The sequence below is a fragment of the Thioalkalivibrio sp. ALJ7 genome (assembly GCF_000376865.1).
Taxonomy (GTDB): domain Bacteria; phylum Pseudomonadota; class Gammaproteobacteria; order Ectothiorhodospirales; family Ectothiorhodospiraceae; genus Thioalkalivibrio.
Map to the genome: position 1 here is coordinate 399939 of NZ_AQXQ01000011.1, position 23178 is coordinate 423116.

21 protein-coding genes are annotated in these 23178 nt (G+C 66.0%); 13 read left to right on the plus strand and 8 right to left on the minus strand.

The genetic code is table 11. From position 1 onward, the window contains the following. Positions 1-16: 16 nt before the first annotated feature. The 6 genes from hemF to D002_RS0108195 all read right to left on the minus strand — a co-directional run bounded on the left by hemF (position 17) and on the right by D002_RS0108195 (position 7055). Positions 17-946, minus strand: a complete 930-nt coding sequence (gene hemF / locus D002_RS0108170; protein ID WP_018141430.1) for an oxygen-dependent coproporphyrinogen oxidase — start codon at positions 944-946, stop codon at positions 17-19. 16 nt (positions 947-962) lie between these two features. After that, positions 963-1559, minus strand: a complete 597-nt coding sequence (locus D002_RS0108175) for an L-threonylcarbamoyladenylate synthase (protein ID WP_018141431.1) — start codon at positions 1557-1559, stop codon at positions 963-965. Next, a complete protein-coding gene (locus D002_RS0108180; RefSeq protein ID WP_018141432.1) occupies positions 1546-4110 on the minus strand; it encodes a DNA topoisomerase I in 2565 nt (854 codons plus the stop codon). The genes D002_RS0108175 and D002_RS0108180 overlap by 14 nt, the downstream gene beginning before the upstream one ends. A gap of 141 nt (positions 4111-4251) precedes the next feature. Continuing rightward, positions 4252-4737, minus strand: a complete 486-nt coding sequence (locus tag D002_RS0108185; protein WP_018141433.1) for a DUF494 family protein — start codon at positions 4735-4737, stop codon at positions 4252-4254. After that, positions 4734-5873, minus strand: a complete 1140-nt coding sequence (gene dprA / locus D002_RS0108190; protein ID WP_018141434.1) for a DNA-processing protein DprA — start codon at positions 5871-5873, stop codon at positions 4734-4736. The genes D002_RS0108185 and dprA overlap by 4 nt, the downstream gene beginning before the upstream one ends. A 21-nt stretch (positions 5874-5894) precedes the next feature. Next, on the minus strand, positions 5895-7055 hold the full coding sequence (locus D002_RS0108195; protein WP_018141435.1) for a LysM peptidoglycan-binding domain-containing protein: 1161 nt from the start codon (positions 7053-7055) through the stop codon (positions 5895-5897). Positions 7056-7198: 143 nt separating this feature from the next. Between D002_RS0108195 and def the strand changes: the two genes are divergently transcribed. Genes def through msrA form a run of 13 tightly spaced genes read left to right on the plus strand, consistent with a single transcriptional unit; the run spans position 7199 to position 21118 of the window. After that, the gene (gene def, locus D002_RS0108200) at positions 7199-7732 is read left to right on the plus strand and encodes a peptide deformylase (protein ID WP_018141436.1); all 534 of its coding nucleotides are present in this window, start codon (positions 7199-7201) and stop codon (positions 7730-7732) included. Next, positions 7732-8697, plus strand: coding sequence for a methionyl-tRNA formyltransferase (fmt, locus tag D002_RS0108205; protein ID WP_018141437.1), 966 nt, complete (start codon positions 7732-7734; stop codon positions 8695-8697). Before def ends, fmt begins: the two co-directional genes overlap by 1 nt. Continuing rightward, the gene (gene rsmB, locus D002_RS0108210; RefSeq protein WP_018141438.1) at positions 8697-10055 is read left to right on the plus strand and encodes a 16S rRNA (cytosine(967)-C(5))-methyltransferase RsmB; all 1359 of its coding nucleotides are present in this window, start codon (positions 8697-8699) and stop codon (positions 10053-10055) included. The genes fmt and rsmB overlap by 1 nt, the downstream gene beginning before the upstream one ends. Continuing rightward, complete coding sequence (locus D002_RS0108215) at positions 10055-10633, plus strand: DUF4390 domain-containing protein (protein WP_018141439.1); 579 nt, start codon at positions 10055-10057, stop codon at positions 10631-10633. Before rsmB ends, D002_RS0108215 begins: the two co-directional genes overlap by 1 nt. Next, entirely contained in the window at positions 10618-12819 is a 2202-nt protein-coding gene (locus tag D002_RS0108220) for an ATP-binding protein (RefSeq protein WP_018141440.1), read from the plus strand. The genes D002_RS0108215 and D002_RS0108220 overlap by 16 nt, the downstream gene beginning before the upstream one ends. Further along, a complete protein-coding gene (locus D002_RS0108225; RefSeq protein ID WP_018141441.1) occupies positions 12816-14195 on the plus strand; it encodes a sigma-54 dependent transcriptional regulator in 1380 nt (459 codons plus the stop codon). Before D002_RS0108220 ends, D002_RS0108225 begins: the two co-directional genes overlap by 4 nt. A gap of 23 nt (positions 14196-14218) precedes the next feature. Then, positions 14219-15598 (plus strand): Trk system potassium transporter TrkA, encoded by a 1380-nt coding sequence (trkA, locus tag D002_RS0108230; protein ID WP_018141442.1) that lies wholly within the window; start codon positions 14219-14221, stop codon positions 15596-15598. A 10-nt stretch (positions 15599-15608) separates the two neighbouring features. Further along, a complete protein-coding gene (locus tag D002_RS0108235) occupies positions 15609-17063 on the plus strand; it encodes a TrkH family potassium uptake protein (protein ID WP_018141443.1) in 1455 nt (484 codons plus the stop codon). A 40-nt stretch (positions 17064-17103) separates the two neighbouring features. Then, complete coding sequence (locus D002_RS0108240) at positions 17104-17460, plus strand: tetratricopeptide repeat protein (RefSeq protein ID WP_018141444.1); 357 nt, start codon at positions 17104-17106, stop codon at positions 17458-17460. Then, a complete protein-coding gene (locus tag D002_RS0108245; protein WP_018141445.1) occupies positions 17457-18434 on the plus strand; it encodes a lipid A biosynthesis acyltransferase in 978 nt (325 codons plus the stop codon). The genes D002_RS0108240 and D002_RS0108245 overlap by 4 nt, the downstream gene beginning before the upstream one ends. Positions 18435-18445: 11 nt before the next feature. Then, entirely contained in the window at positions 18446-19300 is an 855-nt protein-coding gene (locus D002_RS0108250; RefSeq protein ID WP_018141446.1) for a DNA-formamidopyrimidine glycosylase family protein, read from the plus strand. Positions 19301-19319: 19 nt separating this feature from the next. Beyond that, the gene (locus D002_RS0108255; RefSeq protein ID WP_026181612.1) at positions 19320-20474 is read left to right on the plus strand and encodes a PQQ-dependent sugar dehydrogenase; all 1155 of its coding nucleotides are present in this window, start codon (positions 19320-19322) and stop codon (positions 20472-20474) included. A gap of 11 nt (positions 20475-20485) precedes the next feature. Beyond that, positions 20486-21118, plus strand: coding sequence for a peptide-methionine (S)-S-oxide reductase MsrA (gene msrA, locus D002_RS0108260; RefSeq protein WP_018141448.1), 633 nt, complete (start codon positions 20486-20488; stop codon positions 21116-21118). Between the two features lie 248 nt (positions 21119-21366). Here the strand turns inward: msrA and D002_RS0108265 are convergent, their stop codons facing one another. Together D002_RS0108265 and D002_RS0108270 are read right to left on the minus strand one after the other, a co-directional pair. Further along, a complete protein-coding gene (locus tag D002_RS0108265) occupies positions 21367-22134 on the minus strand; it encodes a gamma-glutamyl-gamma-aminobutyrate hydrolase family protein (protein ID WP_026181613.1) in 768 nt (255 codons plus the stop codon). 49 nt (positions 22135-22183) lie between these two features. After that, entirely contained in the window at positions 22184-23176 is a 993-nt protein-coding gene (locus D002_RS0108270) for an amidoligase family protein (protein WP_018141450.1), read from the minus strand. Positions 23177-23178: the final 2 nt, after the last annotated feature.

A 23178-nucleotide genomic window follows, 5' to 3' on the forward strand; every position in this document is an offset into this window, starting at 1 on the left:
GCCGGGTCCTTTGGGTTCAGCGGGTGGCCTCGGCTAGCCAGTCGCGGGGTTTCAGGTAGCGCTCGTACAGTGCGGCCTCGGGCGTACCGGGTTCTGGTTGGTAGTTGTATTCCCAGCGTACCAGTGGCGGCAGCGACATCAGGATCGATTCGGTGCGCCCGCCCGACTGCAGGCCGAATAGCGTACCGCGGTCGTAGACCAGGTTGAACTCGACATAGCGGCCGCGGCGGTAGAGCTGGAATTGGCGCTCGCGGTCGCCGTACTCGGTATCGTGACGGCGCTCGACGATAGGGGTGTAGGCATCCAGATACGCATTGCCCACGCTCTGCATGTAGCCGAAGGCGTGCTCGAAGCCGCCCTCGCTGAAATCGTCGAAGAACAGCCCGCCGACGCCGCGTGGCTCGTCGCGATGCTTCAGGTGAAAGTACTCGTCGCACCACTTCTTGTGGGCCGGGTAGAGGTGCTCGCCGAACGGGCGGCAGGCGGCCTCGGCTGTGCGATGCCAGTGGATGCAGTCCTCGTCGGAGCCGTAGTAGGGCGTGAGGTCGAAGCCGCCGCCGAACCACCAAATCGGCGCCTCGCCGGGCTTCTCCGCGATGAAGAAGCGCACGTTGGCGTGCGAGGTGGGCACGTAGGGATTGTGCGGGTGGATCACCAGTGACACCCCGGTGGCCTGGAACGAACGGCCGGCCATCTCCGGACGGTGGGCGGTGGCCGAGGCCGGGAGGTTGTCGCCCATCACGTGGGAGAAGTTGACCCCTGCTTGTTCGAAGATCCGCCCCTCGCGTAGAACCCGGGTACGCCCGCCACCCCCGGCCGGCCGGTCCCAGGCGTCTTCCTCGAACTGCGCTTGGCCATCCAGGCCCTCGAGCCCTTCGCAGATGCGGTCCTGCAGGCCCTGCAGATAGTCGATTACGCGATCGATGGAGACGGGGTCCTGGCTCATGCTGCGTCCTGGTGGGTCAAGCGTGGGTTTCGGTGTCCGGTCCGCCCCGAAGCCAGGCCCCGGAGCGGGCGTCGCGGATCGCGCTCGGCGTGTCGCGACCGCCACATTCTGCCTGCAGGATCGCATCGATGCCCGTCCCGAGTTGTGAGGCAACGCAATCCCAGGTCCGGCACGGCTCTTCGCCGGCGCGGTTCGCGCTGGTGGAAACCAACGCGCTGTCAGCTGCCGCGCACAGCGCGCGGGTGGCCGGATGGGCGGTTATGCGGACCGCGAGCGTGTCGTGCTCGCCGCGCAGCAGGGACGGGCAATCCGGGGTGACCGGCAGCAGCCAGGTGGTGGGTCCAGGCCAGCTGGCGTCGATCTCGGCCTGGCGTTCGGCGGGTAAAGGGGCCAGCCAGGATGCGAGGCGGTCCAGCCGGTCACTGACCACGATCAGCCCCTTGGCGGCCGGTCGGCCTTTCAGGCTCAGGATGCGGTCGACCGCCGCTGCGACGTCCGGGCGGCAACCGATGCCGAAGACCGCCTCGGTGGGGTAGGCGATGACCCCGCCGTCGCGTACACAGCGCGCGACGGGCTCGGTCTCGGGAGTGAGTAGCGGGTCAGTCCGATCCACGGTCGCCGGAGGGCTGGGCGCTCAAACGGCTGTCGCCGGTTCCGTCACCGGACTTCGCGGCGCTCGACTTCTTTGCCGTGGACTTCTTGGTCGCTGGCTTCTTCGTGCTCGTGCCCGTTTTCTTGGTGCTGGAGGCCTTCTTCTTCGGAGCCGCCTTCTTGGTCGTCGTCGACTTGGACTTGGCCGTTGTCTTGCTGGCAGTCTTGGTCGCCGCCTTGCCCGAGGTCTTCGCGGTTGACTTGGCCGCGCCCTTGCGCCCGCGGCCCTTGCGTTCCGGGGCGGCCGCAATCAGCTCCTGGCACTGTTCCAATGTCAGAGACTTGGGATCGGTCTCCTTCGGAATCTTGGCGTTCTTGTTGCCGTCGGTCACGTAGGGACCGTAGCGCCCGTTCAGGACCTGAATGCCTTCCGCCTCGAAGCTCATGATGAAGCGTTCGGCGTCCTTTTGCTTTTTCTCGGCGACGATCTCCAGGGCACGCGGCAGCTCGATGGTCCAGACGTCATCGTCCGGGGTCAGGGAGGCATACTTCGAGCCGTACTTCACGTATGGGCCGAAGCGCCCGATGTTCACCATCACCGGTTCGCCCTCGGGGGTCTCGCCCAGGTCGCGCGGCAGCTTGAACAGTTCCAGCGCCTCGTCGAGGGTGACCTTGTCCATCTTCTGCCCGGGCAGAAGCCCGGCGAACAGTGGCTTTTCCTCGTCGTCCTTGGTGCCGATCTGCACGATCGGGCCAAAGCGACCGAGCCGTACCGAGACCGGGCGCCCGCTCTTGGGGTCGGTGCCCAGTTCGCGCGACTGCACGGCCTCGGCGCGGGTGACGTTCTCTTCCTTCTCTTTCACCCGGTCACGGAAGTCGCCCCAAAACGCCTCGAGGACGGGCACCCAGTCCTTTTCGCCACGCGAGATGGCGTCCAGCTCGTCCTCGAGCTTCGCGGTGAAGTCGTAGTCGACGTAGCGGTCGAAGTGCTGGGTCAGGAAGCTGTTCACGATCCGCCCGGTGTCGGTCGGGATGAACCGCTTGCCGTCCATTTCCACGTACTCGCGCGACTGCAGCGTGGAGATGATGCTGGCGTAGGTCGACGGGCGGCCGATGCCGTATTCCTCCAGCGTCTTCACCAGGCTGGCCTCGGTGTAGCGCGGCGGTGGTTCGGTGAAGTGCTGGTCGGCGGTGACCTCGTTCAGCTTCACGGTGTCGCCTTCGGCCATCTCGGGCAGACGTTTGTCTTCGTCGTCCTCGGCCGCGTCGTCGCGGCCTTCCTGATAGACGGCGATGAAGCCGGGGTCGACCAGTGTGGAGCCGGTGGCGCGGAAGCGGTGCTGGGTCTCGCCCGGGACCAGGTCGGCGGCGACGGTGTCGAAGGTCGCGTGGATCATCTGGCAGGCGACCGTGCGCTTCCAGATCAGGTCGTACAGCCGCGCCTGGTCGCTCGTCATGCGGTCGCGTACCTCGTTCGGTACGTGACGCACGGAGGTTGGGCGGATGGCCTCGTGGGCCTCCTGGGCATTCTTCGACTTGGTCTTGTACTGGCGCGGGCTGTCGGGGACGTTGTTCGCGCCATAGCGTTCCTCGATCAGGCCGCGGATCTCGCCGATCGCCTCGCCGGCCAGGGCCACCGAGTCGGTACGCATGTAGGTGATCAGACCGACCGCGCCGGAGCCGAGATCGATCCCTTCATAGAGCTGCTGTGCGGTACGCATGGTGCGCGACGCGGTGAAGCCCAGCTTGCGCGAGGCCTCCTGCTGCAGGGTTGAGGTGGTGAACGGTGCGGCCGGGTTGCGGCGGCGCTGTTTCTTCTCGACCTTCGCGACGCGCAACTCACCGTTCGCGGCCTCGCTCAGGCGCTTCTGCGCGTCGTGCGCCAGTTCGGCACTGTTCAGGTCGAACTGGTCCAGCTTGTTGCCGTCCAGATGACTCAGGCGTGCAGTAAATGCCTGGCCCTGGCGTTCGGTCAGGGCATCCAGGGTCCAGTATTCGCGCGGGACGAAGGCCTCGATCTCGTTCTCGCGCTCGCAGATCATGCGCAGCGCCGGGCTTTGCACACGTCCGGCCGATAGCCCGCGCTTGATCTTGCGCCACAGCAGTGGCGAGAGGTTGAAGCCGACCAGGTAGTCCAGGGCGCGGCGCGCTTGCTGGGCGTCGATCAGAGGGGTGGCGAGCTCGCGCGGTTCCTCGATCGCCTCCTGGATCGCCTTCTTGGTGATCTCGTGGAACACGACACGGTGCACACCGCGATCGTCCAGCAGGCCGCGCTCGCGCAGGACCTCGTAGAGGTGCCAGGAGATCGCCTCCCCTTCGCGGTCGGGGTCAGTCGCGAGGATCAGGTCGTCGGCCTTCTTCAGCGCCTTGGCGATCGCGTCGATTTGCTTCTCGCTGCGCTCGATGATGTCGTACTTCATGCGGAACCCGTCTTCCGGGTCCACCGCGCCCTCCTTGGGGACGAGGTCGCGTACATGGCCGTACGAGGCAAGGACCTGGTAATCGGGACCCAGGTACTTCTCGATGGTCTTGCCCTTGGCGGGGGACTCTACAATGACGAGGTGCTTGCTCATGTCGCTCGGGACCGTCTCCGTGGCAGCGGGTTCCGTGTCAGGGCGGTGGCGGTTGCACGGGTGCAACCGGGTTCACGGGCGCTAAAGACTAGAGGAGGAAATGCCCGTTGGCTACCGCGCGCCTTTCGCAAGACGGAGAAATCAGTGCAGATAATCCACGGCCGTGGGGCCCGAGTCGTCGCGCATGACCTCTTCCAGGCGGGAATAGGCGATCGCGTCGTCGGGCTGGTTGAACAGTACCATCAGGACCACCCAGCGCAGCTGGTCGAGGTCGATCTCCTCGGCATCCAGTTCCATCACCCGGTCCAGCACCAGTTCGCGGGTGCCGGCGGTCAGCAGTCCGTTCTGTTCCAGGTGCAGCAGGAAGCCGTGGGCCTCGGTGTCCAGGCGTTTGCGCTCTTCGGGGGCGTAAATCCGCTGGGCGGCACCATCGCCACCGCGCCCAGCCAGCGGGGCCTCGCTCATCAGGCGGTCCAGCCAGCCCAGGGCACGATCGATTTCGCGCCGGGCAAATCCGGCCTCCACCAGATGACGTTCCAATTCCGAGCGGTCTGGCTCCTCGTCGGATTCCTCGTCGATGGTGTGCTCAAAGAGATACATGAGCACATCCAGCACGTTCTCGTTCATGATTCGGGGGATCCTGCGTCGAGGCGCTGGTAGCGTCCGTGGTCGAGGGCGGCCACGCGGCCATGAAGTTCAAGCAAAACCAGCATGGATGAAAGCTGTTCGATGGTCAATTTGGTTCGTTCGCGCAGGGTTTCCAGCGGTACCGGGTCGAAGCCCATCGCGTTCAGCAGGCGTTCCTGCTCCGGGTCCAGTGGTTCGCGGGCGGGTTCGATCTGGACCGCGGGCGCATTGGGGGCCACGCCCAGCCAGTCCGCAAGGTCGTCGAGGATCTCGTCGGCCGACTCCACCAGCTGGGCGCCGTCACGAATCAGTCGGTGGCAGCCGCGGCTGGTTGGGCTGAGTACCGAGCCGGGGACCGCATAGACCTGCCGCCCCTGTTCTGCGGCCAGGCGCGCGGTGATCAGCGATCCGCTCTTGAGCGCGGCCTCCACCACGAGCGTGGCGAGTGACAGGCCACTGATCACTCGGTTGCGCTGCGGGAAGTTCCGCGCCAGGGGTCGGGTGCCGCAGGGCCACAGCGATACCACCAGACCGTGATCCGCGATGCGATGGGCCAGACGCCGGTGCTGGGCGGGGTAGATGCGGTCCGGCCCGGTGGCGACGACGGCGATCGTACGTCCGCCCGCGGCGGCCAGGGCGCCGTCATGGGCGGCGCCGTCGATGCCGCGCGCGAGGCCACTGGTGATGGTCAGCCCGGCGCCGGCGAGTTCGCGCGCGAACTCGGTGGCCAGGCGTTCCCCTTGGGGCGTCGCGTCGCGGCTGCCGACAATCCCGACCTGTGGTGTTCGCAACAGCCCAGGGTCACCGTTGAGGTACAGCACCGGTGGTGGGTCGGGGAGTTCTGCCAGCAGGGGCGGGTAGGTAGGATCGTCCAGACACAGGAGGTGGTGCCGGGGGTCGGCATCCAGCCAGGCCTGGTCGGCCGCGGCCCCGGCATCGCGGGTCTGGCGCGCGGCGTCATCCAGCTTGAGTTCGACACCTGCCCGTTGCCACTCGGCGGCAGGGGTGTCCAGGGCCAGGCCGGGGGAACCAAAGGCCTCGACCAGTTGCAGCATGCGGCGTGGGCCGAGGCCGGGGGTGTTGATCAGGCGCAGCCAATCCTGGTGTGGCGCGGCTTCCCTGCCAGCGTCACGCATGCAGTCGGGCCAGGCGTCCGATCAGGGAGTGCGAACCTTGTCGCCCTCGCGCAGGGTGCGTTCAGCCTCGGTGACCAGGACGTAGGAAACCTTCTCGAAGGTCTGGAACACCATCACCGTGCCAACTTCCTCTTCCGGAAGGGTGACCACCTCGTTGGCGCGGCTGCTGATTGGGTCACGCACCTCGCGGCCCGCGGTGAAGGCCGTGAAGACCTGACCGTTCTCGATGCCGTCACGTTCGCCGCGGTTGATGATGGCGGCCTGCAGCTGCCCGATCTGGCTGATGGCGTCGAACAGCGAGATGATCGTGCCCTCGGTCCCGGCGGGCGGGCGGCCAATGTCGAACAGCATGTCCTGCTCTTCGGCGAAGGGCACCAGACGGTCGCCACGGATCGCCTCGCGCTCGCCCTTGCGGATGTCGGCGCGGGCCACGTTGCCGGGTTCGACAATCTCGGCCTCGCCCACCGGCAGGGTGGCAACCCCCAAGTCTTCGCCGGTATCCGGGTCCGTCAGGGCGCCGTCGTGGCGAACGATGTGGTAGAGATCGTAGCGTTCGGTGTCCTCGGCATTGCGCACGTAGACGCGGTCACCCGGGCCAAAGATCACGCGTTCGTCCTGCGAGGCGAGGATGTACGGGGCGTTCTCGAGGGTCTCCTCGTCCAGCACCTGCGGGCGGAACATAAACGACTGCAGGGTGGAGATGGGTGAGACGTCTTCGTCGCGTTCCACGACGCGCGCCTCTGGTGACAGGCGCTGGGTCGGGCGCACGCGCGGCCCGCCGTCGACTGTGATGCGGGGCTGGCCGTCCACGTAGTAGATGCTGAGTACGTCGCCCGGATAGATCAGGTGGGGGTTCTCGATCTCTGGATTCACCATCCAGATTTCCGGCCAGTACCAGGGATCCTGCAGGAACATCGCGGAGATGTCCCACAGCGTGTCGCCTTCCTTGACCACGTAGCGTTCGGGTGCGGACTCACGGATTTCGGGTTCCGCTTCCGAGGTATCGGGCGCGTCCATCGCGTTGCGCGATTCGCGCGGCTCAGAGCGGGTTTCGCCCGCGTCGGTAGCGTCCGATTCGGCGCCGCCGTTATCCGGCGTGGCCGCGCAGGCGCTCAGCAACAGCGTTACACTGAACAAAATGCCCGGCAGTACGAAGGTCGTGGTGGCCCTGGTCTTGTACATTGTGGTGTCCCCTGTCAGGTCCGCGCGCTCCCCGAGCCTTCCTGTGGCCCGGCCCCCAATCGGATGACGCAATTCCGCGGATATTGCGGTCCAACGTTAGCAGAATCGCGGCGTCTGTACAGTACAAAGTTTGAGGTTTTTTCATGGCCAAGCGTGAAATCCTGCACTTCCCCGATCCCCGGCTGCGCCTGAAGGCGGAGCCCGTTGCCGAGGTGGATGACGAAATCCGCACTCTGGTAGACGACATGTTGGAGACCATGTACGCGGCGCCAGGCATTGGCCTGGCGGCCACCCAGATCAACGTGCAGAAGCGTGTTTTGGTGGCAGATGTCTCCGAGGATCAGAGCGAGCCGCATGCCTTGATCAACCCGGAAATCCTGGACACCTCCGGCGAGGAGGAGATGGACGAGGGCTGCCTGTCGGTACCCGGGTTCTACGAGAAGGTGCAGCGCGCCGACCGAATCCGCGTGCGTGCGCTGGGGCGAGATGGAGAGCCCTTCGAGATGGAGATCGACGGTCTGCTGGCGGTGTGTATCCAGCACGAGATCGATCACCTGGACGGCAAGCTGTTCGTCGATTACTTGTCCAGTCTGAAGCGCAACCGTATCCGCAAGAAGCTGGAGAAGCAGGGCGCCCGCACGGGGTCCGGTGACAAGGCCGCGGCCCCCGCGGTCTGATGGGGGTGGCGGACACGGACGTCGAGTCCCTGCGCATCGTTTATGCCGGGACGCCCGAATTTGCGGTCCCGGCGCTGGAGGCCCTGATTGCGAAGGGCCAGGCCCCGGTTGCGGTGTATACCCAGCCAGACCGCCCGGCCGGGCGCGGGCGCAAGCTGCGCCCGAGTCCGGTCAAGCAGGTCGCCGAGGCCGCAGGGTTGCCGGTCGTGCAGCCGGAGAGCCTCAAGTCCGCCGAGGCGCAGGCCGAGCTCGCCGCCTGGCGGCCGGACATCCTGATCGTGGCCGCTTATGGGCTGATCCTGCCGCGCGCCGTGCTCGCGATCCCGCCCTTGGGCGGCCTGAATATCCATGCGTCGATGCTGCCGCGCTGGCGTGGTGCGGCGCCGATCCATCGCGCCATTCTCGCGGGCGATTCCGAGACCGGGGTGTGCCTGATGCAGATGGCCCCTGGGCTGGACACCGGTCCCGTACACGCCTGTCGCTCGGTCCCGATTACGCCCGAGACTACCACCGGAAGCCTGCACGACGTCCTCGCCCGCGAAGGGGCGGAACTGCTGGTTGAGCAGCTCCCGATGATTGCCATGGGCGAGTCCGCCGCCTGGCCGCAGGAGGGTGCGCAGGCCACCTACGCGCACAAACTGGAAAAGCGGGAGGCCTGGCTCGACTGGTCGCAGCCGGCCACGGCCCTGGACTGTCAGGTGCGCGCGTTCAATCCCTGGCCCATCGCTCAGACCGAGTGGGACGGGCAGGTCGTGCGTGTGCATGCTGCGACCCCGCTGGCCGGTGCGGCCGATGCCGCCCCGGGAACCGTGCTCTCGGCCGGACCCGACGGGGTCGATGTGGCCACCGGAGAGGGCGTATTGCGGCTGCAGACGGTCCAACTGCCAGGGCGCCGCCCAGTATCCGCGGCGGACTGGGCCCGCAATGCGGAACTCTCGGGGCAGATCCTGACGGGGGTGCAGTGATGGCGGGCAAGCCAAAGCGTGTGGTGCCCTCGCGGGTGGATTCGCGTTCTCCGCGCCAGCGAGCGCTGGAAGCGGTCGAGCGCGTGGTCTTGCAGGGACAGTCGCTGACCCAGGCCGTCGACTTGGCGACCGACGGCCTGGAGGCACGCGATGCCGCCTGGGTGCAGGCCCTGGCCTACACGACCCTGCGCTGGTACCCGCAGCTGGAAGGCCTGGTTGTGGGTTTTCTTGATCGGCCCCTGCGGCGCAAGGATGCAGTGATCGGGGTGCTGCTGGCGCAGGGCCTGGCCGAGGTGCTGCATTTTGGCACCCGGGATCATGCCGCGGTGCGCGAGACGGCCGAGCTGGCGCGGGAGATCCATCGCCCGGGCGCAGTAGGGCTGATCAACGCCGTACTGCGCCGCGCGCTGCGCGAGCAGGACGCATTGGCCACCCGCATTGCCGCGGAACCGGGGCTGCGCTACGCCGTTCCCGAATGGCTGCTGGAGGCGATCCGGGAGGCCTGGCCCGAGGACTGGGAGGCGCTACTGGAGGCCTCGACCCAGCCGGCCCCGATGACCCTGCGCGTGAACCTGCATCGGGGCAGCCGAGAAGCGGCCCTGGAGGCCCTGGCCGCTGCAGGGGCCCCGGCTCGACCGCATCCGGCGCTTGCCAGTGCGCTGACCCTGGAGAACCCGGTCGATGTCGGGGGCTTGCCCGGATTCTTCGACGGGCGAATGTCGGTGCAGGACGCCTCGGCGCAGTGGGCGGGGGTCTTGCTGGATCCGCAGTCCGGCGAACGCGTGCTGGATGCCTGTGCGGCCCCCGGCGGCAAGACCGGGCATTTGCTGGAGCACGCAGGTGGTGACCTGGATCTGACCGCACTGGATAACGACCCTGCCCGTCTGGAGCAGGTGCGTGAGAACCTCGAACGGCTGGGATTGAATGCCCATCTGGTGGCGGCGGATCTGGAGGCGACCGACGCCTGGTGGGATGGTCAGGGCTTCGACGCCATCCTACTGGACGTGCCCTGTTCGGCGACCGGCGTCATCCGGCGCCATCCCGACATCAAGACCCTGCGCCGCGCGGACGATATTCCGCGCCTGGCCGCTGAACAGGCCCGACTGCTGGCGGGTGCCTGGCGCCTGCTGCGGCCAGGTGGTCGGCTGCTCTATGCCACCTGTTCCTTGCTGTCGGCGGAGAACGAGGCGGTGGTAGCCCCGTTCGTCGCTGCGACCCCGGACGCATGCGCGCAGCCGCTGAACCGTGGCGCGGGCATCCCCGGTGCGCGGCCTCGCGAGGTTGGCCTGTCGCTGCCGCTCGGGCTCGAGGGTGGGGATGGTTTCTACTATGCCTTGCTGGAGAAGCAGGCCCTCTGATGTCGGGACGCGCTGCCTTTCGACGGTGGCCCGCCGCGGTGCTGTTTGGCCTGCTCGGGGTGCTGGCCATGCCCGGGTTGGCGCAGGCGGTGGAGATCCGCACCGCGAATCACATGTGGCTGGACGACACCACGGTGCTGGTGCGTCTGGATATCGATATGCGCCTGCCGGCCGTTCTGGAGGATGCCCTGGCCAATGGGGTTACGCTGGAATTCGAGACTCAGGCGCGGCTGGAGCGCAGTGGTCGTATGGGTCGCGATACCCTGAAAACCGAGGCCCGACGGGTGAAGCTGCAATACTTTGCCCTCAATCGGCATTACCTGGTAACCGCGGTGACCGACGAACGCATGGATCTGCAACCGACGCTGGGCGATGCGCTGGACCAGGTGGCCCGCAGATTAGGGCGGTTGCGCCTCGATGGCGTCCCGGAATCTGCTCGGGACAACCCCGGGGAGTTGGGTCTAGCAGCCCATCTGACGCTCGTGTATTCGGCCTTGCCGCTTCCTTTGCAACTGGATGCCGGCCTGCGCGGTGACCTCACAACCCGACAGGAGTGGTGGCGATGGCCGCTGGACTGAGAGGCTTCCCATGGGGGCTCCTCGGCATCGGGCTCCTGTTCGCGCTGCTGCTGACTTCGCTGGTGGTGATGGGGGATGCGGCCCAGAACCAGGCGCGTTTCGAGCAGTTGTTCCTGTGGCTTCTGGTCTTCCACGTGGCGGTGCTTCTGGTGCTGAGTGGGCTGATCGTCTACCAGCTCGTGCGCATGGCGATCCAGTATCGGCGCGGGGTCCCAGGTAGCCGACTGACGCTGCGCTTGGTGGCGGTGTTCATGCTGGTGGCGGTGCTGCCGGTCTCGGTCGTTTACTACTTCTCCTTCAAGTTCCTGAACGAGGGTGTCGATTCCTGGTTCGACGTCCGGGTGGAATCGGCCCTGGAGGATGCCCTCGAGCTGTCGCGCTCCTCGCTGGACCTGCGGGTGCGCCAGCTGGCCAACGAGACCCAGGAATTGATGAGCGATCTCGAGGGGCTTTCCGAGGGCCTGGTGCCACTGGCGTTGAACGACTATCGCCGCCAGGTCGGGGCGCAGGAACTGACGCTGGTCGGATCCAACAATCGCATCATCGCCTCCAGTACCGACAGCCCCATCCGTCGGCTGCCGAGCCCGCCCGGCTCGGACATCCTGATGCGGGTGCGCCCGGAACAACCGTATTCGCGGTTGGAGCCGCAGTCCGATGGCTCACTGATTATTCGCGTGGTGGCGACCACCAGTAGCCGCCGTCCCGGTTCCGAGAATCGCATCCTGCAGGGGATCTACCCGGTGGATCCGCGCATGAGTGCGCTGTCGCTGCGGGTGCAAGACGCCTTTGCCGACTATCGCGAGTTCGCCTATCTGCGCGGTCCGATGATCCAGGGCTTCGTCTTTACCCTGTCGTTGGCGCTGGCGATTTCCTTGATGGCTGCCCTGTGGGCCGGGCTGCTGGTGGCGCGGCGTATGGTGCGTCCGATCTCGGATCTGGTGCAGGGCACGCGCATGGTCGCGCAAGGGGATTACAGCACCCGATTGGCGGTGCAGCGCGCAGACGAGCTGGGCTTTCTGGTGCAGTCCTTCAACACCATGACCCGCACGCTGAACGAGGCCCGCGACGAGGCCGAGCGCAACCGTCGCCTGCTGGATGCCGAACGCGCCTACCTGGAGAGTGTGCTGCAGCACCTGCGCTCCGGCGTGCTGGCATTGGATGGCAGCCTGCGTTTGCGTACCGCGAACGCCGCGGCCAGCGAGATCCTGGAGTGCGACCTCCAGGGGGCGCGTACCCGAGTGATGTCCGAGCTGGGCGAGGAGTGTCCGCTGGTGGCGCAGTTCTTCGAGGCGATCAGCGATGCCCTGGTGCGCCAGGAAGCGGAGTGGTCGCGCCAGGTGGTGGTGTTCACTCGTAGTGGGCGCAAGGTGTTGATGACGCGTGCGGTGTGGCTGCCAACCTCGGGCTCCAGCCGCGGCCTGCACGCGATCGTGTTCGACGACATGACGGAATTCCTGAAGGCCCAGCGTGATGCCGCCTGGGGTGAGGTCGCGCGGCGTTTGGCGCACGAGATCAAAAACCCGCTGACCCCGATCCAGTTGTCCGCCGAGCGCCTTTCGCGCCGTCTGGGCAAGGTGCTGGAGGGCGCGGACCGTGAAGTGCTGGACCGGGCCACCGGCACCATCGTGCAGCAGGTGGAGGCGATGAAGACCCTGGTCAACGCCTTCCGCGACTATGCCCAGGCGCCGCAGCTGGAGCGTGCCTCTGTGGATATGAATCAGTTGATTCGCGATGTCTGCGAGCTCTACCTGGATCAGGATGGTCACTCGCGTGTGGATGTCGCGCTGGATGCCTCGCTTCCGCGCATCCACGGCGATGCCGGGCGTTTGCGACAGTTGCTGCACAATCTGATCAAGAACGCCCTGGAGGCGGGCAAGGGTCACGAGGACATGGAAGTGCACGTCGCCACGGTGTTCCTCGACGATCCTGCCGGGCCGCATATCGAGATGCGGGTGACCGACACCGGCCCCGGCATCAAGCCGGAGTTCCTGGGGCGCATCTTCGAGCCCTACACCACCGACAAGCCGCGTGGAACCGGTCTCGGTTTGGCCGTGGCGCAGAAGATTGTGGAAGAGCATGGCGGCATGATTGAGTGCCATAATGCCGAATCGGGGCAAGGAGGTGCGGTGTTCCGCATCCGTATCCCGGTCGAGCATGGTCCGGTGGTTCATGAGGAGCCCGAATGAGCGAAGCCTACATACTCGTGGTCGACGACGAGCCGGACATCCGCATGCTGCTGCAGGATGTGCTGGAGGACGAGGGCTATCAGGTGGCGCTCGCCGGCTCCGTGGCCGAGGCCAAGGCACAGCGCCGCAGTCGACGTCCAGACCTGATCCTGCTGGATGTCTGGATGCCGGATGGTGATGGCATTTCGCTCTTGAAGGAGTGGAGCGACGACGAAGGCCTGCCCTGCCCAGTGGTGATGATCTCCGGTCATGGCAACGTTGAGACTGCGGTCGATGCCACGCGCCTGGGGGCCTACGATTTCATCGAGAAGCCGCTGTCCATCAACAAGCTGCTGATTACCCTGAACAACGCCCTGGAGGCCGCGCGCCTGCAGCGCGAGAACGTGGGTCTCAAGCGCCATGCCGGTACGGTCCACGATCCGGTCGGCGACAGTGCGGCCATGGTGAATCTGCGCGACCAGGTCCAGCGCATGGCGCAGCACGACACCTGGGTGCTGATCACTGGCGAGCCGGGGGTGGGCAAGCAGACCTTCGCGCGCTTGCTGCACGCGCGCAGTGCGCGCCGCGACAATCCGTTCATCGTGGTCTCGGTCGGGTCCATGTCAGGCGACGAGGCGATCGCCGAATTGTTTGGCAGCGAGCAGGGCGAGCATGTGCGCTACGGCCTGCTGGAACAGGCGGCCGGGGGCGTGCTATTCCTGGACGAAGTCGCCGAGATGGATCTGCAAACCCAGGGTCGTCTGCTGCATGCCCTGGACACCCAGCGCATTACCCGTATCGGCGGGAATCAGCCGATCAGTGTGAATGTGCGCGTGATCGCGGCCAGCCAGTACGACCTGGCCGAGGCGGTGGAACAAGGGCATTTCCGCGAGGACTTGTACTATCGCCTGAACGTCCTCCCGCTGGCGGTCCCGCCGTTGCGCGAACATCCCGAGGACATCCCGGAGCTGCTGGAGTGCCACATGCGCCACCTGCACCAGCAGGAGGGGCTTCCGGTGCGCGCCTTTCAGCGCTCGGCGCTGGAGCGGTTGCAGCAGTATCACTGGCCGGGCAACGTGCGCGAGCTGCGCAACCTGGTACAGCGCCTGATGATCCTGGGCTCGGGTGACGAGATTACCCGTGACGAGGTGGAACGCACCCTGTCCGGCCAGCCACAGCGCGCGGAGGAGGCCGGAGAAGGGGTGGTTGCAATCCCCGATCTGCCGCTGCGCGAGGCCCGCGAGCAGTTCGAACGCGAGTACCTGCAGCAGCAGCTGGAGCGTTCCGAAGGCAACATGACGCGCCTGGCGGAACGGGTGGGGCTGGAGCGCACCCACCTGTACCGCAAGTTCAAGGCGCTGGGGATCGATCCCAAGCGCGTGAAATCCGATAGCTGAATCCGCTCCGGGACGGGAGACGCATGAAGCACATCATCATTCTCGGGGCCGGGCAGGTCGGCCAGTCGCTGGCCGAGGCGTTGAGTGCCGACGGGATCGACATCACCATGGTCGATTACCGGGCCGAGATGCTGGCCGAGCTGGAGGACCGTTTCGATATCAAGACGGTCCATGGCTTCGCGGCCCATCCGGGGGTGCTGCGGGCGGCGGGTGCACAGGATGCGTCGATGCTGATCGCGGTGACCAACTCCGACGAGACCAACATGGTGGCCTGCCAGGTGGCCTCCACGCTGTTCAATATCGAGACCAAGATCGCCCGCGTGCGGGCTCGCGATTACCACGAGACCCCGGAGCTGTTCGCCCAGGACGCGATGCCGGTGGATATGCTGATCTCGCCCGAGGCGATCGTGACCAGTCATATCCAGCGTCTGATCGAGCATCCCGGCTCGCTGCAGGTGTTGGAGTTTGCCGAGGGCCGGGTCTCCCTGGTTGGGGTGCGGGCCTATTACGGTGGCCCGCTGGTCGGCCACGAGTTGAAGAACCTGCAAAGCGACATGCCGGGCATTCACACCCGGGTGGCTGCGATCTTCCGCAAGGACCGATCGATTCAACCCGATGGCAATACGGTGATCGAGGCGGATGACGAGGTGTTCTTTGTCGCGGCGAAGAAAAATATCCGGGCGGTCACCTCGGAGCTGCGCAAGCTGGAGAAGCCCTACAAGCGAATCCTGATCGCCGGTGGTGGCAACATCGGCGAGCGCCTCGCCGAGACCCTCAGCAAGCGCTACCGCGTCAAGGTAATCGAGCGCGATTCCGACCGTGCCGATCATCTGGCGAGAAGCCTGCCAAGCAATGTCCTGGTGCTGCATGGCGACAGTGCCGACGATCGCTTTCTGGAGTCGATCAACGTCGAACACAGCGACGTGTTCTGTGCCGTAACCAACGACGATCAGGCGAATATCTTTGCCGGGATGCTGGCCAAGCGCTGGGGGGTGCGCAAGGTGATGTCCCTGATCAATCGGCCGAGCTACGTGGACCTGCTGCAAAGCGGAACCATCGACGTCGCGATCTCTCCGCAGCAGGCCACCATCAGCGCCCTGCTGGCGCGGGTGCGCGAGGGTGGCACGGCCACCGTGCATGCCCTGCGTCGTGGGGCGGCCGAGGCGATCGAGACGGTGGTTAACGGCGATGCCCGCACCTCGCAGGTGGTGGATCGCACGATCGACGAGATCGACTTCCCCGAGGGGACCAGCGTGGGGGCGGTCGTGCGCGGGGAGGAGGTGATCATTCCGCACCACGATACGGTGATCCATGCGGGGGATCACGTGATCCTGTTCGTAACCGATCGGCGCAAGGTGAAGCAGGTCCAGCGCCTGTTCCAGCCCACGGCGCTGTTCTTCTAGCCCGCGCGCAATGCTGCATCTTGCCTCCACCGCCCGGTTGCTGGGTGTCCTGCTGACGCTGTTCAGCCTGGCGATGCTGCCGCCGGCGGCGATTGGCTTCCTCTACGGCGAGTCCACGGCGTTTGTCTTCCTGCAGGCGTTTGCCCTTCTGCTCCTGATGGGTGGGTTGCTGTGGGCGCCGCTATACCGAATGCGCCAGGAACTGCAGGCGCGCGACGGGTTCATCCTGGTCGTGCTGTTCTGGTTGGGACTGGGGATTGCCGGGGCGACCCCGTTGTTCCTCGACCCCAGCCTGCAGATCTCCTTTACCGATGCCACCTTCGAGTCGATGTCCGGGCTGACCACGACCGGGGCCACAGTGCTGTCCGGACTGGATGATCTGCCACGGGCGCTACTGTGGTATCGCCAGCAGCTGCAGTGGATGGGGGGCATGGGAATCATCGTGCTGGCGGTGGCCATCCTCCCGCTGCTGGGCGTGGGCGGCATGCAGCTGTTCAAGGCCGAGACCCCGGGGCCGATCCGCGACAACAAGCTGACCCCGCGCATTGCCGAGACCGCGCGCAATCTCTGGTATATCTACCTGGGGCTTACGGTGGCCTGTGCCATGGCGTACTGGGCCGCGGGCATGGACGCCTTCGACGCCGTTGCACACGCCTTCTCCACTGTGGCAATTGGCGGTTTCTCGACTTACGACGCCAGTATTGGTCATTTCGATAGCGCCATGATCGAGGCCGTGGCGATCGTCTTCATGATCATCGCGGGGATGAACTTCGCCCTGCATTTTCTAGTAATCCACCGTCACACGGTCGCACCCTATCGCCGTGACGAGGAACTGCGCACCTACCTGCTGTTGCTCGCCGGGGCCAGTGTGATCGTGGTGACCTTCATGCTCTGGACGGGCTTTGCCGGTGACACGGCTGAGGCACTGCGCAAGGGTCTGTTCCATGTGGTGTCGATCGCGACTACCACTGGATATTCGACGGACAGTTTCTACCTGTGGCCCGGATTCCTGCCGGTGCTGCTCATTTTCCTGTCATTCATTGGTGCCTGTACCGGCTCCACTGGCGGCGGGATGAAGGTGGTGCGCGTCTTGCTGCTGGCGAAACAGGGTCTGCGCGAGATCAAGCGCCTGATCCACCCGCACGCGCGCATCACGGTCAAGGTGAACGGCAAGGAGGCCCCGGACCGTGTCGTCCAGGCGGTGTGGGGCTTTCTCGCGGCCTACGTGATGGTGTTCGTGGTGATGATGCTGCTGTTGATGGTGACCGGTCTGGATCAGGTCACCTCGTTCTCGGCGGTCGCGGCCACCCTGAACAACCTCGGCCCCGGCCTTGGCGAGGTGGGTGCGAACTACGCCTCAATCAATGATTTCAGCAAGTGGGTGCTGGTGTTCGCGATGCTGATGGGGCGTCTGGAAATCTTTACTGTGCTGGTGCTTCTGTCGCCCGCCTTCTGGCGGCGTTAGCCTGAATGCTCGGATTTGCACGCGGCGCGGGAGGTGCCCCATGAGCGACATGATCGAACGCTTCCAGAATATGCTTGATGGCGGACAGGACTCCGCCATGCTGCGCTTTTCGCTGGGTAACGCCCTGGCGACGGACGGTCAGCTGGAGGCGGCCGTGCCCCACCTGGAACGGGCCCTCGAGCTGGACGGTGGGTATTCTGCGGCCTGGAAGCTGCTGGCCAAGACGCTGGTGGAGCTGGAGCGTCCCGACGCGGCGCTTTCCACTTGCGAGCGCGGCATCCGCGTGGCCACCGAGAAGGGCGACCTGCAGGCCGCGAAGGAGATGGAGGTCTACGCCAAGCGCGCGCGCAAGCAGCAGGCGGCGGGTGGACCCGACCAGGGATCCGGGGGCGCATGAACCCATCGGAAGCCGAACCGTCGCGCCGCGAGGATGCCGGGGCCTATCAGGCGCCCCTGACCGCGCGGCACTTCGCCCCCCGGTACTGGGGGAGCTGGTTGATGCTGGGCCTGGCCTGGGTGCTGCAGGAACTCCCGCGTCCGGCCGTGCGTGGCCTGTCCCGCGGACTGGCGCGGCTAATCCGGCGCTTTGCCGGACGTAGCCGCGCGGTGGCCGAGCGCAACCTGGAATTGTGCTTTCCGGAGATGACTGCCCCTGAACGCGCGCAACGGCTGGAAGCCTATTACCGTTATCAGGCGCAGACGGTGCTGGACTACGGCCTGTTGTGGTTCGGCAAGCCGGGCCAGCACGCGGCGCGCATCCGCATCGAAGGCCTGGAGCACTACGAGCGTCTGCAGGCCACGGGGGCGCCGGTGATCATCCTGGCGCCGCATTCGCTGGCGCTGGACTACGGTGGCGTGCGCATGAGCCAGATGTACGATGGCGTCTCCTTCGCCAAGCCGATGAAGAACCCGGTGCTGGAGTGGATCAACCATCGCAGTCGCACCCGCTATTCCGGCGATATCTTTGCCCGCGACCAGGGGTTGCGCCCGGCGATTCGCCAACTCAAGCGCGGTCGTTTCTTCTACTACCTGCCGGACGAAGACCTGGGCGCGGACGGTGCGGTATTCGTCGATTTCTTCGGCGTGCAGAAGGCCACTCTGACGGCCTTGGGTCGCCTGGCGCGGATGTCGAAGGCGGTGGTGCTGCCCAGCTTCGCCTGGTATGACGCGGCAGCGGATCAGTACGTAATGCGCCTGTGGCCTCCGATTGAGGGGTACCCGACTGGCGACGACGAGCTCGACGCCCGGCGCATGAACGAGGCCGTGGAGCAGGGCGTGCGCCAGGCCCCGGCGCAGTACCTGTGGTCCATGCGGCTGTTCCGCACCCGCCCCGAAGGCGAGCCCCGCCTGTACCCTGACCGCAAGGGCTGATCCCGGCCGCCATGCCCGAGGGCGATACCATCCACAAGCTGGCAGCCGCGTTGCGCCCGATGCTGGAGGGTGCGACGCTGAGCGCGGTCGCGACCCGCGCCCGACGTGGGGACCCACTGCTCGAACACGGCGCGATGGAAGCCGGAGCCGTGCAGGCCCGGGGCAAGCATCTGCTACTGGATTTGCAGGCTGCGGATGGCCGGCTTTGGCAACTGCGCACTCACCTCGGTATGTACGGAACCTGGCACCAGTACGCCCTGGGCGCCGCCTGGCACAAGCCGGACCCCAGCGCCTGGGCTGTCCTGACCCTGGCGGATCGGGTGCTGGTCTGCTTTCACCCCCGCGAGTTGCAGTGGCGTCCGCACGTGTCCGGGGCCGCGGATGTGCCGCAGCTGGATGCCCGTGTCGGGCCCGATCTGCTAGATCCGGCGGTCGACCTCGAGGCCGTGGTCGCTCGGGTGCGCGCCAGGGCTGACGCGGCGCGCCCGATCCTGGACGTGTTACTGGATCAATCGCTGGCTGCGGGCATCGGCAATATCTACAAATCCGAGGTGTTGTTCATACATGGATGGCACCCGCTGACGGCCGTGGGGGCGATTTCGGATACCGCCCTGCTGGCGATTTATCACGAGGCGGCGCACTTGTTGCGCCGCAACCTCAAGCCGGGGCCCCGCATCACGCGCGAACGGGCCGAGACGAACGAGTACCTGTACGTTTACGGACGCATCGACCAGCCCTGCCGGACGTGTGGCGTCCCCATCCAGCGAGCTTTGTTGGGTGAGCATGGACGTTCGACCTATTGGTGCCCGTCGTGTCAGACGGGGAACCCTGCGCCGATCCTGCCCCACCAAAGGGGACGGACGTAGCGGAGGCAAAGCGATGAACATAGACAAGAGAATGTCGGGTCGGGTGCTGGCGGTCCCTTTGCTGGGCGGCCTGTTGGTGGCTTGCGGGGGCTCGACGGGGATTGCGGCCGAGGAATTCTCCACAGGTGGCGGCGAGCTGCGTGGCGAGGTGCTGCATCAGGGGCTGAATCATCCCTGGGCAATCGCCTTTCTGCCGGATGGCGGGGCCTTGATCAGCGAGCGGCCGGGGCAACTGCGCTATTTCCCGGATGCGGAGAACTTCGAGGGGCGTGGCGACCTGGTGTCCGGCCTGCCCGACGATCTGGTCGCGCAGAACCAGGGGGGGCTGCTGGATCTGGTGCTGCATCCGGAGTTTGAGGACAACCGCTGGTTGTACTTTACCTACGCCGCCCAGGCCGAAGGTGGCCAGACCACGCGACTGGCGCGCGGGCAGTTTGCCGACGGGGTCCTTGAGGAGGTCGAGATCCTGTTCAGCGCCGAGCCGGTCGCGCGAGGCGGACGTCACCTCGGGTCGCGCATTGTGTTCGATGCGGACGGCTATGTGTATGTCAGCGTCGGTGACCGTGGCGACCAGGACCGAGCGCAGAAGAAGGACGACCACGCTGGCAGTATCGTGCGCCTGTATGACGATGGCTCGGTGCCGGACGACAACCCCTTTGTGGGTGAGCAGGGTGCTCACCCTGAGATATGGGTTACCGGTGTGCGTAATCCACAGGGGATGGTGATTGACCCTGAGACCGGAATCTTCTGGCAAAACGAGCACGGCCCGCGGGGCGGTGACGAGGTGAACATCATCGAGCGCGGTCTGAACTATGGGTGGCCGGTGATTTCTCACGGCGGGGCCTATTCCGGCGGCTCGATCGGGAGTGGCGAGTCGGAGAAGGAAGGCATGGAATCCGCGTTGCATTATTGGACACCGGCCATTGCCCCGTCCGGCATGGCGATCCTGCGTGATCCGGCCTTTGCCGACTGGGATGGCGATCTTCTGGTCGGCGGGTTGCGTGGTCAGACTCTGCGCAAGCTGACGTTCGAGGACCGCGAGTTGGTCGAGGAGGTCGATCTGCTCCCCGATCTTGGCCGCCGTATCCGTGACGTTCGCGTACACGATGGTGCGATCTACGTGCTCACCGACCACAATCCGGGCGAGTTGATCCGGCTTACCCCGACGGACTGAAGGACCCTGCCATGTTTGCGTTTTCAGAACCACGCATGCCCGCGCCCGAGCAGGCCCTGAACGGGCGTGACGAGCCCATGCCGGTGCCCGACCGCCACCTGGTGCTGGGGACGCCGTTGGCGCCACCGTACCCTGCGGGTATGCAGGTGATCCACTTCGGTATGGGCTGTTTCTGGGGGGCGGAACGGTTGTTCTGGCAGATGGACGGGGTGTGCTCGACCAGCGTTGGCTATGGCGGCGGCTACACCCCGAATCCGACCTACCGCGAGGTCTGCAGCGGGCAGACCGGGCACACCGAGCTGGTACGCGTTGTGTTCGATCCCGAGAAGGTGTCGCAAGAGGCCTTGTTCCGCACCTTCTGGGAGGGCCACGACCCGACCCAGGGAATGCGTCAGGGCAACGACGTCGGCACCCAGTACCGCTCTGCGATCTTCACCAATGACGCCGACCAGACGGCCGCCGCCGAGGCCAGCCGCCAACGGTTCCAGGCCGCGCTGGATGCGGCCGGTCGCGGGACCATCACCACCGAGATCGCCGAAGGCCCGGCGTACTATTTCGCCGAGGACTACCACCAGCAATACCTGGCCAAAGTCCCCAACGGCTACTGCGGCCTCGGCGGCCTGTCCGTCCCCTATCCCACCTGAGGCTCGCTTCGAAAATACGAATTTCACCACGAAGCCCACGAAGGCACGAAGAAGGGCAAGGGCGACTCATAGTAAGTCTGGAAGAAGGGAAAGTTTGCGGGTGAAGGGGCGGGTGCGTGACCGTTTCTCAAGTCACCCTATCAACGTGTCGCTTGCGGCCGTGGCATCAGCCTTCTTCCATTCTTCAAAACTTCCTGTGAAACCGCCTTTCTTCGTGCCTTCGTGGACTTCGTGGTGAACAAGGGTTTTCAGTCCCTTTGGGTGGCGGCCTGGACGAGGGCGTGGAACAGGCGCTGGTGGCGGCGCTTCTGCGGGAGGTATTCGGGGTGCCATTGCACGCCGATGCACCAGTCGTGGTGGGCTTCGATCGCCTGGACCACGCCGGTGGTCTCGCGGCCCGCGACCTGGAGCCCGCGGCCCAGGTCGTCCACTGCCTGATTGTGCAGCGCGTTCACGTGCAGCGTGTAGTCGCCGAGGATATCGGCGAGGCGGCTGCGGGGTTCCAGCGCGACCGGTTTGACCGGTAGCAGGCTGCGCGCCTGAGGGGTTTCCACGTAGAACTCGGCCAGATCGCGCTGCAGGGTGCCGCCCCGGACCACGTTGATCAGCTGCATGCCGCGGCAGATACCCAGGATGGGGCGGTGCTCGTCCAGGGCGCGATGGATCAGGGCCTTTTCCAGGCGGTCGCGATCCGTGTCCAGTACGCCGCCGTGGGACTGGAACAGCCGCCGCAGCAGCCACAGCGCCGGGTAGAAGAGGTAGCCGATCAGGCGCTGCGAAAGCCGTCGCTCCGCCTTGCGAATGGACGCGGCGTCCGGGCCCTCCGGCAGCGTCTCGCCATAGAGCTCGGGATCGACATCCGCCCCGCCACCGACCACCAGGCCGTCGAAGTGACAGTGGCTGCGTGGCTTGCCGGGACGCAGCCGTAACGGGCGGCCGCCCGCCCGCCAGACCGCCAGTGCTGTAAATAGCCAGGCCGGGCCCCCGCCTTGGTCGGGCCCGGTGATCGCGATCACCGGGCGGCGGGGGCGAGGGGCGAGTGGGTCGTTCGTATTGGTCGCGCGTTCAGAACCAGTCACGGAGGCGTTGGCTCCATTCGTCGGCCCAGCGGCCAAGGGCCTGGCCCGGGCGTTCCAGGTATTCGCGTGACAAACGCTCCAGGCGTTCCGGATCGGCCGCCAGACGCTCCACCTCCACCCAGCCATTGAACGGGCGCGCCAGACTCCATTCCGGGTCGTCGATCTCGCAGTTGGGCAGACGGTAGTGGAAGGCGGGGCGCGGCTTGATCAGCTCGTGTTCCACCGGCGCTGCGTCGATGCGGTCCGCGTCCAGATGTGCGAACAATGGGAGCAGATCCAGGGGACGGTTGCGCGTCGGGTTGTGCGCCAGGTAGGCATCAATCAGGCCGGCCTGGTCGGGCCGGAAATCCGGGTCCAGCACGTAGCGTACAAAAGGGCCGGGAAACGCCCGAATGTAGGGGGACAACCGTCGGGCCAGGTCGATGGCTCCGGCCGCGGTGAGAACCTCCACCATCAGCAGGAAACTGCGCAGGATCGCCAGCAGCCACTCGGCGTCAGTGCGGTGGATTTCGATATTGATCTGCAGGCCAAAGGCGTACAACAGGGAACGTTCGGTGCCCAGCGCGCCGGCCTGTTGCAGGGCGGCTCGTACCCGGTCCAGGCGGGGCAGGTCGGCTGCCGCGATGGGCGGGGCGACGATCTCGTGGGGGACCAGGCGGCCCGCGGCGTCGGCCAGCCAGCGGTCCAGCGCGGCCTCGTCGGGGTCGTCCAGCTCAATGCCCAGACGTGCCAGGTGATCACGATAGGCACGGTCCTTCAACACGCGGGCGTCCAGTTCCAGCTGGAAATCCCCAACTTCGGTGTCGCGCACGTGGCAGACGAAGGCGCTGTCCGAATCGATGTGTCCACCGAACTCGGCCTGGACGGTCTCGGCCATGGTTTCCAGAGAGACCCCGGCCATCTCGAGCTCCACCCCGATCCGTCGCGCTTCGCCGTCCGGATTGGTGGGCCAGGGGAGTTCGTGAAAGGGGTCGCTCATGC

Bases quoted from the DNA above. Each gene is read 5' to 3' on its own strand.
- D002_RS0108240 (WP_018141444.1), top strand. From the start codon at position 17,104: ATGAGCGACATGATCGAACGCTTCCAGAATATGCTTGATGGCGGACAG.
- D002_RS0108180 (WP_018141432.1), bottom strand. From the start codon at position 4,110: ATGAGCAAGCACCTCGTCATTGTAGAGTCCCCCGCCAAGGGCAAGACC.
- D002_RS0108245 (WP_018141445.1), top strand. From the start codon at position 17,457: ATGAACCCATCGGAAGCCGAACCGTCGCGCCGCGAGGATGCCGGGGCC.
- D002_RS0108235 (WP_018141443.1), top strand. From the start codon at position 15,609: ATGCTGCATCTTGCCTCCACCGCCCGGTTGCTGGGTGTCCTGCTGACG.
- dprA (WP_018141434.1), bottom strand. From the start codon at position 5,873: ATGCGTGACGCTGGCAGGGAAGCCGCGCCACACCAGGATTGGCTGCGC.
- D002_RS0108220 (WP_018141440.1), top strand. From the start codon at position 10,618: ATGGCCGCTGGACTGAGAGGCTTCCCATGGGGGCTCCTCGGCATCGGG.
- msrA (WP_018141448.1), top strand. From the start codon at position 20,486: ATGTTTGCGTTTTCAGAACCACGCATGCCCGCGCCCGAGCAGGCCCTG.
- D002_RS0108225 (WP_018141441.1), top strand. From the start codon at position 12,816: ATGAGCGAAGCCTACATACTCGTGGTCGACGACGAGCCGGACATCCGC.
- D002_RS0108250 (WP_018141446.1), top strand. From the start codon at position 18,446: ATGCCCGAGGGCGATACCATCCACAAGCTGGCAGCCGCGTTGCGCCCG.
- rsmB (WP_018141438.1), top strand. From the start codon at position 8,697: ATGGCGGGCAAGCCAAAGCGTGTGGTGCCCTCGCGGGTGGATTCGCGT.
- def (WP_018141436.1), top strand. From the start codon at position 7,199: ATGGCCAAGCGTGAAATCCTGCACTTCCCCGATCCCCGGCTGCGCCTG.
- fmt (WP_018141437.1), top strand. From the start codon at position 7,732: ATGGGGGTGGCGGACACGGACGTCGAGTCCCTGCGCATCGTTTATGCC.
- D002_RS0108215 (WP_018141439.1), top strand. From the start codon at position 10,055: ATGTCGGGACGCGCTGCCTTTCGACGGTGGCCCGCCGCGGTGCTGTTT.
- hemF (WP_018141430.1), bottom strand. From the start codon at position 946: ATGAGCCAGGACCCCGTCTCCATCGATCGCGTAATCGACTATCTGCAG.
- trkA (WP_018141442.1), top strand. From the start codon at position 14,219: ATGAAGCACATCATCATTCTCGGGGCCGGGCAGGTCGGCCAGTCGCTG.
- D002_RS0108185 (WP_018141433.1), bottom strand. From the start codon at position 4,737: ATGAACGAGAACGTGCTGGATGTGCTCATGTATCTCTTTGAGCACACC.
- D002_RS0108195 (WP_018141435.1), bottom strand. From the start codon at position 7,055: ATGTACAAGACCAGGGCCACCACGACCTTCGTACTGCCGGGCATTTTG.
- D002_RS0108270 (WP_018141450.1), bottom strand. From the start codon at position 23,176: ATGAGCGACCCCTTTCACGAACTCCCCTGGCCCACCAATCCGGACGGC.